Source organism: Thermoanaerobaculia bacterium (assembly GCA_035260525.1).
GTDB lineage: Bacteria > Acidobacteriota > Thermoanaerobaculia > UBA5066 > DATFVB01 > DATFVB01.
In genome coordinates this window covers 1-11,912 of the sequence record DATFVB010000147.1, presented here as the reverse complement: position 1 = coordinate 11,912, position 11,912 = coordinate 1, and the positions used below count along the sequence as shown (strand labels likewise).

The window sequence follows — 11,912 nt, the reverse complement described above, 5'->3', positions numbered from 1 at the left end:
CGACGAGGCGCGGCGAGGCGCGCGCCCGACGGGATGCGGACCGCCGGCCGGCGCCTAAGGCGTACCGACGAGCGTACGTCGTGGCGACGGCCGGCGGCACGCGCCCGTCCGGCTCGATGCATCCGCCTTCGCTGAAGTTTCGGCGCGACAAGTCGCCGCGCCTGCCCGCCAGAAGATCACGGGACCATCGATGTGAGTTGACGCCACGACGAGGCGCGGCGAGGCGCGCGCCCGACGGGATGCGGACCGCCGGCCGGCGCCTAAGGCGTACCGACGAGCGTACGTCGTGGCGACGGCCGGCGGCACGCGCCCGTCCGGCTCGATGCATCCGCCTTCGCTGAAGCTTCGGCGCGACAAGTCGCCGCGCCTGCCCGCCAGAAGATCACGGGACCATCGATGTGAGTTGACGCCACGACGAGGCGCGTCGAGGCGCGAGCCCGACGGGATGCGGGCTGCCGGCCGGCGCCTAAGGCGTACCGAGAGCGTACGTCGTGGCGACGGCCGGCGGCACGCGCCCGTCCGGCTCGATGCATCGCCGCGCCTGCCGGTTAAGCGGTGGCGGTGGCGGATTCGGCGGTCACCAGCGACCCCTCTTCCAGCCAGTGCGCGATCAGCCGGTAGATCCGGTAGGAGTCGACGAAGAAGGCCTCCTCGCACTGCGACGGCGACGCGCCGGCGATGACTCTGGCGAATACCCCCTGGAGGAGCGTCGGATCGCGCTCGTCCTCCGGCGCCGTCGCGGGAATCGAGGTCCGAGTCAGGGAAACGCCTTCCGGCACGAGGGCGCGGGCCTGGCGAAGCTCGTCGTAACGGCGGCTCCCCTCGAAGAGGAGCGGCACGATCTCGAGGAGCGATCCGGAATCGAGGCCGGCCCCGTTCTCGCGGCGGTTGACGAACGAGAACGTTCCGGGCGCGGGATTCTCGAAGAGCTGGTAGACCGCGTCGCGTCCCCTCAGCGGTCCCACGCGGCAATGGGCGAGCTTTCCCGCTTCGAACGTCAGAATGCCGGCGGTCTCTCCCGATCGGTCGGTGAGCGTCAGCACGCCGCTCACCTCGCTCTGCGCGAGGTTCTGGAGCAGGTTCGGCATGCCGAAGAGCTCGAGATCTCCCGAGAGGCTGGGGAGCGACGAGGTATCGGCGGCGGGAGCGGCATGGTCGAAGCCGTCGAGCGCCGCCGCGGCCGCTTTCGCGAAGGACTGGTCGGGGTACGTCCGGGCGACCTCCCGGAAGAGCTGCCGGACCTCCGGGGTCGGCGTCGACGAGAGGGCGCGCACGATCCACTCGATGTTCTGGGCCTTGCGGGCGATCACGAAACCGAAGACCTTCCGCGGGAGTTCCTTTCGAAGCGCCGTCGTCAGGCGCGACACGGCGGTCATCTCGCTGGAGAGATCGACGCCCGAAAGCTCCGCCAGCCGCGCGGTCGTCTCTCCGAGGGCCGACGACGAGGTCAGACCGTGTTCCACGACCGCGTTGACCGCGGCCGACGTCCCGATCCGGGCGAGGGCGGAATAGGCGCGGTCGAGGACGGTCTGGATATCCTCGGGGGTATAGGGGCCGCCCCCGGGCTTGGAGGCGAGGGCCTCGAATTCGCGGGCGATCGAGATCAGCACCGCGGCCGTCTTGTCGTGGCGGATCATGGCGAGGTTCGCCATGACTTCCTTGATCAGGAGGATGTGCTGGCCGGGGCGTCCGAGGAACCCGAGCATCTCGATCTCGGCTTCGAGCGGGGAGTCGTCGGGACGCGGAATGCGCCGCAGGACGTTCAGGAGGTTCCTCTGAAAGTACCACCCCGCCTGGCCGGAGGCGGGGTTGAGCGGCTGCCGCAGCTTCTCGAGCGCCGCGCGGCGCGCGACGGGACCGTGCACCTGCAGCAGCGTCACGAGGAGGCGCCGGCGCTCGCGCTTCTGCTCCGTCTCGAGCTCGTCGAGGATCCCCTGCGGCGAAAGGGCGGGGAAGAACGTGAGCACCTTCCGGAGGATCGACTGGCGGCTGGCGTCCTCCGCGTAGGTCCGGAGACGGTCGAGGTCGACGAGCTCCTGCATGCCGCGGCGCGTCAGGTCCGCGCGCTCCGGCTCGACCTTCTTCTCGGCGACGAGGCGCTCGGCGAGATCGAACATGGTCACCGCGCGGCCGAGCTCGCCTTCGTTGAGCTGCTCGACCGCCGCCCGCACCATCTCGTGGAAACGGCGCGCTCCCTCCGCGGGATCGCTCGCGAGCGCGACGATCTGGTGCATCGCCTCGACCGCGCCGACCTTCGGCGTCTCGGCCCCCTCCGACGGCTTGGCCGCGACGGGAATCGCCCAGCCCGGCAGCGCGAGCGACAGCGACCGGAACACGCGATCGATCCGCGAGTCCATTCCGAGATCGCCGAGCTTGGCGAGGTATCGGTCCAGGTCCGTCGCGCTGCGCGAGTCCCGCGCCGCGACCGACAGCATCTCCGAGAGGACCTTCTCGCGCGCGGGCGCCGGCGGAGCGGCGCCGTCCGGCCGGCGCTCGGGAGGAGGGCCCAGGCGGCCGAGGAGGAGCGTGAAGCGGCGGATTCCGTCGGTCATCGCCCGGGAAAGGTCCGACGGCATTCCCGCGGGCGCGCCCGCAGGCCCCGGCTTCCTCGCCGCCACGAGCGGCTTCTCGGCGCCGGTCTGGCGGTGCAGGACCGACACGGGGCTGCTGAGAAAAGTTTCCGCCGTCGCGAGGCGTCGGACGTTGCTCGCGAACAGATCGCGATCCTCCACGGGGCAGGCGTTCAACAGCAGGACCGCGATCCGCTCGAGGAACGGTCCGAGCGTTTGCTCGCCGATGAGCTTGTACTCGGAGAGCAGGTGCAGCTTCTTGATCCCGTGGAAGAAATAGTCCGAAGTCGGCGCGGCGTTGCCCGAAAGCGTGTGCTGCTCGGCGGTCCAGTTCTGGATCTCGGAGACCGTCAGCTCGGGCGGATGGCGGATGAGGACGTCGACGGCGTCGACGACCATGAGGGGCGCCACCTGGTCGGAGAGATACCGCTGCAGCTCGAAAAGCGCCTCACGGATTTCCCATCCCGGATGGCCAAAATCGACGGAATCCGCCACTGGCCGGAATTGTAACCCGGACGCAGTCCCTTTTTCGCCTCATCCGCGACGCCGGGCGCCGGGGACGCGCTCCCGGCTCGGTCAGACGACCGCCGGCTCGACCGCCGCTCCCCTCCCGGCGCCTCCGCCGCCGGCTTCGACCCGCGCCGGCTCGAAACGGGCCTGGAAAAAGCGCAAGTATTTCGGCTCGAAGATCATCCGCAGCCCTCGCGACTCGCTCCGGCGGTTCCAGACGGCCTCGACCGCCTCCACCGTCACGTCGCAGTGCGCCTGGGTGTAGACCCGGCGGGGAAACGTCAATCGGACGAGCTCGAGACGCGGAAACCGGTGCTCGCCGGTCGACGGGTCCCGCCCGGCCGAGACGACGCCCCGCTCCATGGCGCGGACACCCGCCTCGACGTAGAGCTCGGCCGCGAGCGTCTGCGCCGGGAAGAGCGACTGCGGCAGGTGCGCGTAGATCCGGCGCGCGTCGAGGAAGACGGCGTGCCCGCCCACCGGCACGACGATCGGGACGCCGATTCGCTCGAGCCGCTCGCCCACGTAGTGGACCTGGCCGATCCGGGCGCGGATGTGCGCTTCGTCGACCGCTTCCGGGATGCCGAGAGCCATCGCTTCCATGTCGCGGCCGGCCAGCCCGCCGTACGTGTGCAGCCCCTCGTAGACGACGACGAGGTTGCGCGCCTCCTCGTAGATCTTCTCGTCGTTGAGAGCGAGGAAGCCGCCGATGTTGACGAGCAGGTCCTTCTTCGCGCTCATGGTGCAGCCGTCGGTCTGGGCGCACATCTCGCGGAGAATCGAGACGATCGTGCGCTCGCGCATCCCCGGCTCCCGCTGCTGGATGAACCACGCGTTCTCGATCGCTCGCGTCGCGTCGAGGATCACGCGGATGCCGCGGGCGGCGCAGAACGCGCGGACGGCCCGGAGGTTTTCGAGCGCGATCGGCTGTCCGCCCGCCATGTTGACGGTCGCCGCGACCGACACGTACGGGATCTTCTCCGCGCCGACGCGGCGAACGAGGTCCTCGAGCTTGCCGAGGTCGACGTTCCCCTTGAACGGATGGCGGCTTTCCGGGTCGTGCGCCTCGTCGACGATCACGTCCACGAAGGTCGCTCCCGCGAGCTCCTGGTGGAGGCGCGTCGTCGTGAAGTACATGTTTCCGGGCACGAAATCTCCGGGATGGATCAGGATCTTCGAGATCAGGTGCTCCGCCGCGCGCCCCTGGTGGGTCGGCACGAGGAACCGGTAGCCGTAGTACTGCCGCACGGCGTCCTCGAGATGGTAGAAGTTCCGGCTGCCGGCGTACGCCTCGTCGCCGAGCATCATCCCCGCCCATTGGCGGTCGCTCATGGCGTTGGTGCCGCTGTCGGTCAGGAGGTCGATGTAGACGTCCTCGGAGCGAAGCAGGAAGGTGTTGTAGCCGGCTTCCGCGAGCGCGATCTCCCGCTCCCCGCGCGACCTCATGAAGAGCGGCTCGACCATCTTGATCTTGAAAGGCTCCGCCCAGGAGCGCCGCTGGTTTTCGGACATTTCCCCTCCTCGTCCGCAGTCTCCCGCGGACGGCGAGCGATCCCTATGATTCAAATCACCCATTCGGCGCGATTGCCGCAGAGCGAGTCCGGCCCCGCCGGCGGGCCGGCGGCCCGGATGGCTCGGGGGCTTCGGGCGGGCGCGTCTGGCCCTGTTGTTGCCGATCGTTCGCAGGGGGCGGGAAAGGAGCCGGGATTCGACGACCGGAAATCGGCGCATGGCGCCAGCGGCCGCGCCTCGGGGTCAGATCTGGTCCGCGCCTCGGGGTCACCGCGCCTCGGGGTCAGATCTGTGTTATACACTATGGACCGATGACCTTCTCGAGCACTCCGAGACGCTGCCCGAGCCGGCGGCCCGGGTCTGTCTCGAGTCTTCCCACGATTTGTGCCACCCACGAGGCCCGGACACCGAATTCCTCTCCGATCTCCGCAAGAGTCCGGTTCGTCAGCTTGCGCATCAGGTAGATCGCCACCCTCTTCTCCTCCCCGCCACGCCGGCGACGGAGATCGACCTCGTCAACACCGTATTCACGCGCGACGGCCTTCTTGATCGCTCGGGCGTCCGTCAGCCACGGTTTGCGCTGAGCCGAAGGAATCTCCGGATCGATCTTTTGTCCTCGAAGCCGGGCATCCATCAGTTTAAGAAAACCCTTGCCACCGAGGTAGATCTGCCCGGCGAGATCCCGGAACGGCGACGGCTGCCCCTTCCCCTCTGCAACGAACCGGCGGTAGCTTTCCCTGGCGGCCCGTCTTCCGGACGAAAACTGGGACAGCGTCCAGTCGATCTCCAGCCACCCGGGCGCGCGCGTCCGACCGGCAGTCGCCCGGTAGTTGCTCCACGGCCACTGGCCTGCGCCCTGAACCACTCCCGCCCTGACGGGGTTTAAGACCACGTAGCGCGTCAGCTCCAGAAGATGCGGGTCCCTCTCGACCAGGATCGACTTGAATCGCCCCTGGAAAAGGTGGCCCGTTCGCCGGTGCCGGATGTTGAAGTACTGGGTGTACCGCCCGTTGAGCCGCTGCATCCCGCGACTGACGTTGCCGAGAGGAGTCTCCAGAAGGAGATGGTAATGGTTTCCCATCAAGCAATAGGAATGGACGACCCACCGCTCCCTCTGGGCGACCGACCCGAAGAACTCAAGGAAACGTGCACGATCGGAATCGTCGCGAAAGATCGCGCTCCGCTCGTTTCCCCGGCTCGTGGCGTGGTAAAGAGCGCCCTCGAATTCAAGGCGAAGCGGCCGGCTCATCCCGCCAACCATAACACATAATACAGATCTGACCCCGTCGCTAGGGCGACGGCCGGCGGCACGCGCCCGCTCCGCCTTCTGAAGCTTCCTCCTTCGCCGAAGCTTCGGCGGGACGAGTCGGCGCGATCCTATTGGCATCGACCGTCCGATTCGGCGCGGGCAAACTCAACAACCCGATCGCGCCGTAGCTCCGCAGAGCGGAGCCCGCCCGGCTCGATGCATCCGCCTTCGCTCCTTCGGAGCTTCTGCGCGACAGGTCGCCGCGTCAGCCGATGGGTCCTCGAAGGAAGGACGCCGCCAGTTGTGTCACCGTCGAGACGCGCCGAGACGTCGTGGAAGACGGGTTCGGGCGGACCGTCGGCGGCTAAGGCGTAACGCGAACGTACGTCGTGCCGGCGGCGGGCCGAACGGACCCGTATAACGCGGCGTATCGCCGCGTCAGCCGATGGGTCCTCGAAGGAAGGACGATGTCAGTTGTGCCGCCCTCGAGACGCGCCGAGGCGCGAGCCCGGCGGGGATGCGGGTCGCCGGCCGGCGCCTAAGGCGTACCGAGAGCCGTACGTCGTGGCGGCGGCCGGCGGCTCGCGCCCGCCCGGCTCGATGCATCGCCGCGTCAGCTCACAGGAGTGACAGCGGCCTGGTCCTCCTCCCCCGTGCGTATCCGATACACCTTCTCCACCGGCAGGACGAAGATTTTTCCGTCTCCAACCTCTCCCGTTCTGGCGCCGGCGACGATCGCGGCGACGGTCGTCTCGACGAACGAATCGGAGACGCCGATCTCGAGGCGGACCTTCTCGGAAAGCTCCATCTTGACCGTCGTGCCGCGGTAGGTCGCGACCCTTTCGGTCTCCCCGCCGTGCCCCTCGACGCGATGGAGGGTGAGGCCGCGGACGTCGGCCCGGAAGAGCGCCTCGAGCACGTCGGCCAGCTTCTCCGGCCGGACGACGGCGACGACGAGCTTCAGGCCGGGCTCCCTTCGGGCACGAGCGTGGGCGCCGGCGCAGCGTCGCCGTCTCCTCCGGCGGCCGGCAGCACGAGAATCGCGCCCTCGCCCCGCGCGTACGCCTCTTCACCGTGCTGGGTGACGTCGAGCCCGAGCCCTTCCTCGGTGCGGGTCGCGCGGAGCGGCACGAAAACGCCGACGAGCTTGAGCAGCAGCACGCTCGCGCCGACGCTGTAGGCGGCCGTCGCCGCGACCGCGATCGCCTGGATCGCGAGCTGGCGGGGATTTCCGAAGAGCGCGCCGTCGGCCGCGCCGCTCCACGCCTTTTCGGCGAGGAGTCCCGTCAGCAGCGCTCCGACGGTGCCGCCCACGCCGTGCGCGGCGAGGACGTCGAGCGAGTCGTCGAGGCGCGTCCGGGCGCGCCAGAGGAGCGCGAAATAGCTCGGGAGCGCGGCGGCACCGCCGAGCGCGAGCGCCGCGATCGGACGCACGAATCCCGCCGCGGGCGTGACCGCGACGAGACCGACGACGATGGCCGTCGCGGCGCCGACCGCCGTCGCGCGACCGCTCCGCGACAGGTCGAGGATCGTCCAGACGAGGAGCGTCCCGACCGGCGCCAGCAGGGTGTTGACGAAGGCGAGCACCGCGTGGCCGTCCGCGGCGAGCGCGCTTCCGCCGTTGAAGCCGAACCAGCCGAACCAGAGGAGGCCGGCGCCGAGCAGCGTGAACGGCACGTGGTGCGGCAGGACGGCCTGCCGGGCGAAGTCCTTGCGCGGGCCGAGCACGAGACACGCCGCGAGCGCCGCGGCCGCGGCGTTGACGTGGACGACCGTTCCCCCGGCGAAATCGAGGGCGCCGAGGCGGGCGAGCCACCCCCCGCCCCACACCCAGTGCGCGACCGGCGCGTACACGACGACGGACCAGAGCGCGATGAAGGCGAGGTAGGGGGCGAAGCGCATCCTCTCGACGACCGATCCCGAGATGAGGGCGGCCGTCACGATTGCGAACGTCGCCTGGTAGGCGAAGAAGAGCAGGTGCGGGATCGTCCCCTTCGCGTCGAGTCCGACCCCGGCGAGAAACGCGTTTCGGAAGTTTCCGGCGAGCGCCCCTCCGCCGGAAAACGCGAGCGAATATCCGGCGATCGCCCACGCCGTACCGACCGCGCCGAGCGCCGCGATGCTCATCATCATCGTGTTCAGCGCGTTCTTGGAGCGAACGAGCCCGCCGTAGAAGAACGCGAGGGCGGGGGTCATCAGGAGCACGAGGGCCGTCGAAAGGAGGAGCCATACCGTGTCCGCGCTTTTCATGCCCGCGAAGTATAGCAAGCGTCCGGCCAACTGATCAATGAAATTTGCAATTCCAGCACATTCCCATGATCGCTGGATGGTTTTTGGCGGTGGAAATTTGATTTTGTATGCAAGAAAGTGCCAGAAGTGCAATAAATTGAAATCATCAGTCGCGTCCTCGTGAGGGCTAGAATCGGGGACGTGGCGACGGCGGCGGACCTTCCCGGCGGCGACCTCGTCGAAGAGGGGATCGCGGATTTGCGCCGCGGAGTCCTGTCCATCCCCGCGCTCCTCGTTCTCGTCGGGGCGCCCCGCCTTCGGCGTCTCGGCTTCGAGGTCCCTTCCTCTCCCGAATCCGACCCGGAACGGCGCCTCTACGACGCTCTCGCGTCGGAGGATCCCGACTCCGCGCACTCCCGGTACAACGCTCTCATCCGGCGGCTCGTGAGCTTCGAGCGGGCGGCGGAATGCGCCGGCCGGTAGACGCGGCCCGGATTCGCGAGTTCATGCGGGCGCTCGCGCGCGAGTCGCGCTCTCCCCACCGCGTCTACTTCACCGGGGGGGTGACGGCGGTCCTGATGGGCTGGAGATCCTCGACCATCGACATCGACATCAAGATCGAGCCGGAAGGAGAAGGCCTGCTCCGCGCGATCCCGGAGATCAAGGAGAAGCTCGGCGTCAACGTCGAGCTCGCGTCTCCCGACCACTTCATCCCCGAGCTCGAAGGATGGCGCGACCGGTCGATCCCGATCGGCGGGGAAGGTTCCGTCGAGTTCGCGCACTACGACCCTTACGCTCAGGCCCTCGCGAAGATCGAGCGCGGCCACCGCCAGGACCTCGAGGACGTCGGCGAGCTCTTCGCCCGCGGGCTCGTCGACCCGGGCCGGCTGCAGGAGCACTTCCGGTCGATCGAGCCCTTCCTCTACCGTTATCCGGCGGTCGATCCCCGGGCGTTTCGCGAAGCCGTGCGCCGCGCGGCCGAACGCGCGCCGTAAGACGCGCGCCCGCCGGGTTCCCACTCGGACGGGCGGGCGGCCGAACGCACCTGAGCCGCCGAGCGGCATCATGAGGACGCGGGGACCGCGCGTTTCGCGAACGCGCGAGGAAAAAGCCCCCGGCGCGACGCGCCGGGGGCTCGAAAGAACAGCGGGAGCAACCGGAGCGAATTACGGGGTCGAACCGCTCGAGGAGCCGGCGCCGGTCTTCGCCGGCTCGGTCGCCGCGGGAACCGGAAAGCCCCGCTTCCTCATCAGCGCGCCGATCCCGGGATCATGGCCGCGGAAGGCGCGGTACGAATCGGCCGGATCGCGCGTATTGCCGGTCGAGAAGACGTTCTCCTTCAGACGCTTCGCGACGGCCGGATCCCAGGGCCCGCCGGCTTCGACGAACGCTTCGTACGCGTCGGCCGAGAGCGTGTCGGACCAGAGATAGCTGTAGTACCCCGCCGAATAACCGTCTCCCGAGAAGATGTGCCCGAACTGCGGCGTCCGGTGCCGCATCACGATCTCCCGGGGCATCCCGAGCTCCCGGAGAGTCGCCTTCTCGAACGCGTCGGGATCGATGTCCCGGTCGGGCGTGGCCGCCAGATGGAGCTTCATGTCCACGAGCGCCGCCGCGAGGTACTCGACCGTGATGAAGCCCTGGTTGAACGTCGACGCCTTCTCGATCTTCGCGACGAGGTCGGCCGGGATCGGCTTTCCGGTCCCGTAGTGCCGGGCGAAGCGGTTCAGGACCTCCGGCGTCGAGAGCCAGTGCTCGAGGAGCTGCGACGGGAACTCGACGTAGTCGCGCGCGACGTTCGTCCCGGAGACCGACGGGTAATCGACCGAGGAGAGGAGGCCGTGGAGCGCGTGTCCGAACTCGTGGAAGAGCGCGGTCGCGTCGTCCCAGCTGATCAGGATCGGGTCGCCCGGCTTCCCTTTCACGAAGTTCGTGTTGTTCGAGACGATCGTCGGGACTTCCCCCTCGAAGCGCGACTGGCTCCGGTAGGCGTTCATCCACGCTCCCGATTGCTTTCCTTCGCGGGCGTAGGGATCGAAGTACCAGAGGCCGACGTGCCGCCCCGCGGCGTCCTTCACTTCCCACACGCGGACGTCGGGATTCACGACGGGGAGCCCGGTGACGGGAGTGAACTTCAGGCCGAACAGACGGTCGGCCGTGTAGAACAGCGCCTCGCGCATCTTTTCGAGCTGCAGGTACGGCGTGACGGCGTTCTGATCGAGGTCGTATTTCGCCTTGCGCACCTTCTCGGCGTAGTACCGGTAATCCCACGGCTCGATCGTGATCTTCGCGGCGCCGGCGATCGACTCCTTGTCGGCGATCGCCTTCATGTCGGCGACTTCCTCCCGCACGCGGGCGACGGCGGGCTTCCAGACCGCTTCCATGAGCTCCATCGTCTTTTCGGGCGTCTTCGCCATCGAGTTCTCGAGACGCCAGTGGGCGTGCGTCGCGAAACCGAGGAGCTTCGCGCGCTCGGCCCGCAGGCGCAGGATCTCGGAGATGATCTTCTTGTTGTCCTTCGCGTCGCCGTGGTCGCCGCGGCTGTAATAGGTCCTCCAGACCTTCTCGCGAAGGTCGCGGCGCGCCGAGTACGTCAGGAACGGCTCCATGCTCGAGCGGGTGTTCAGGATCGCCCACTGCCCTTTGTGTCCCCGCGCCTCCGCGGCGGCCGCGGCGCCCTGGCGCACGCCTTCGGGGAGCCCCTCGAGGTCCGATTCCTTGTCGAGGAAGAGGACGTAGTCGTGCTCGTCGGCGAGCAGGTTCTGCGAAAACTTCGTGAAGAGCGCCGCCAGCTTCTGGTTGATCTCCGACATCCGCTTCGCCGCGCCGCCCTCGAGCTTCGCGCCGGCATGCACGAAATTCGTGTAGTCGAGCCAGACGAGCCGCTTCTGCTCGGGCGTCAGCCCGAGCGTCTCGCGCGCGTCGTAGACGGCGGCCACCCGAGCGAACAGCTTCCGGTTCTGGACGATCCTGTCCCCGAACTCCGCGAGCTTCGGGGCCATCTCGGTCTCGACCGCCTGGAAGTCCTTCGTCGACATCGTCGAGCTGTAGATGCCGAAGATCGTCGACGAACGGTCGAACTCCTTGCCCGCGCTCTCGAGAGCAGCGATCGTGTTCGCAAAGGTCGGCTTCTCCGGGCTCGCGGCGATCGCGTCGATCTCGGCGAGCTCGTCCGCCATCGCTTTCTCGAGGGCCGGCCGGAAGCCGGCGACCGTGACCTTGTCGAACGGCGGAACGCCGCCGTAGGGGCCGGTCCATTTCGCGAGCAGCGGATTTTCGGCCGCGTCCGCGCCCGCGAGCGGCGCGACGGCGAGCAGGATGGCGGCCCCCGCCAGGAGAATGGTGCCTTTGAACATCGAAATCGCTCCTTTCGGTCGGTTCGCGAGAAACGAAGGCAGCCTTCCAGATATCCCAGCGAGGACGCCGGAGCAATGACGCAGATGCAGCGGATCTTCGGGCGGGAACGCCTTTTCACCTTTGCCGCCGGCGGATTCAAGAGGTGCCGCCAAGCCTATCCTATCGATCGAAAGCTCATGATATTTCAGCGTTTTTGGGTAGTCAGACGGTATTCTTTGACAAAAGACGTAATCTGACGTAAATTTACTCCCGATGAAGTGCAAACGACAGAAAGGGCGGGGCTGAATGGAAGATCGCCTCATGACGATCAAACAGCTCGCCGAGTACCTGATGGTCAACGACCGGACCGTATTGAAGCTCGTCACGGACGGGGCGCTCCCGGGCGTGAAAGTCGGCAATCGGTGGCGCTTTCGCAAGGCGATGATCGACACGTGGCTCGACGACCAGATGCTGGGAGTCACGCCGCGATACCTCGAGGAGCTCAA

9 protein-coding genes are annotated in these 11,912 nt (G+C 68.0%); 3 read left to right on the top strand and 6 right to left on the bottom strand.

Annotated elements, in window-relative coordinates:
- Positions 1-548: 548 nt before the first annotated feature.
- The 5 genes from VKH46_06965 to VKH46_06945 all read right to left on the bottom strand — a co-directional run bounded on the left by VKH46_06965 (position 549) and on the right by VKH46_06945 (position 8,091).
- Positions 549-3,065: a DUF4388 domain-containing protein gene (locus VKH46_06965; GenBank protein HKB70571.1), complete on the bottom strand. Its 2,517-nt coding sequence runs from the start codon at positions 3,063-3,065 to the stop codon at positions 549-551.
- An 81-nt stretch (positions 3,066-3,146) separates the two neighbouring features.
- Positions 3,147-4,592 carry a tyrosine phenol-lyase gene (locus VKH46_06960; protein ID HKB70570.1) on the bottom strand — a complete coding sequence of 482 codons (1,446 nt, stop codon included), beginning with the start codon at positions 4,590-4,592 and terminating at the stop codon, positions 3,147-3,149.
- A gap of 301 nt (positions 4,593-4,893) precedes the next feature.
- Entirely contained in the window at positions 4,894-5,841 is a 948-nt protein-coding gene (locus VKH46_06955; GenBank protein HKB70569.1) for a transposase, read from the bottom strand.
- A gap of 613 nt (positions 5,842-6,454) precedes the next feature.
- Positions 6,455-6,805 (bottom strand): P-II family nitrogen regulator, encoded by a 351-nt coding sequence (locus VKH46_06950; protein HKB70568.1) that lies wholly within the window; start codon positions 6,803-6,805, stop codon positions 6,455-6,457.
- Positions 6,802-8,091 (bottom strand): ammonium transporter, encoded by a 1,290-nt coding sequence (locus tag VKH46_06945; protein HKB70567.1) that lies wholly within the window; start codon positions 8,089-8,091, stop codon positions 6,802-6,804. Before VKH46_06945 ends, VKH46_06950 begins: the two co-directional genes overlap by 4 nt.
- A gap of 180 nt (positions 8,092-8,271) precedes the next feature.
- On the opposite strand from VKH46_06945, the gene VKH46_06940 reads away from it, so the two are divergent.
- A complete protein-coding gene (locus tag VKH46_06940) occupies positions 8,272-8,553 on the top strand; it encodes a hypothetical protein (GenBank protein HKB70566.1) in 282 nt (93 codons plus the stop codon).
- Entirely contained in the window at positions 8,538-9,065 is a 528-nt protein-coding gene (locus tag VKH46_06935; protein ID HKB70565.1) for a DUF6036 family nucleotidyltransferase, read from the top strand. Before VKH46_06940 ends, VKH46_06935 begins: the two co-directional genes overlap by 16 nt.
- Positions 9,066-9,236: 171 nt before the next feature.
- Here VKH46_06935 and VKH46_06930 read toward each other — a convergent pair whose 3' ends face one another.
- Positions 9,237-11,426, bottom strand: a complete 2,190-nt coding sequence (locus tag VKH46_06930) for a M3 family metallopeptidase (GenBank protein HKB70564.1) — start codon at positions 11,424-11,426, stop codon at positions 9,237-9,239.
- Between the two features lie 301 nt (positions 11,427-11,727).
- Here VKH46_06930 and VKH46_06925 point away from each other — a divergent pair.
- Positions 11,728-11,912 (top strand): helix-turn-helix domain-containing protein (locus VKH46_06925; protein HKB70563.1); only part of this gene is annotated, 185 nt, incomplete at its 3' end.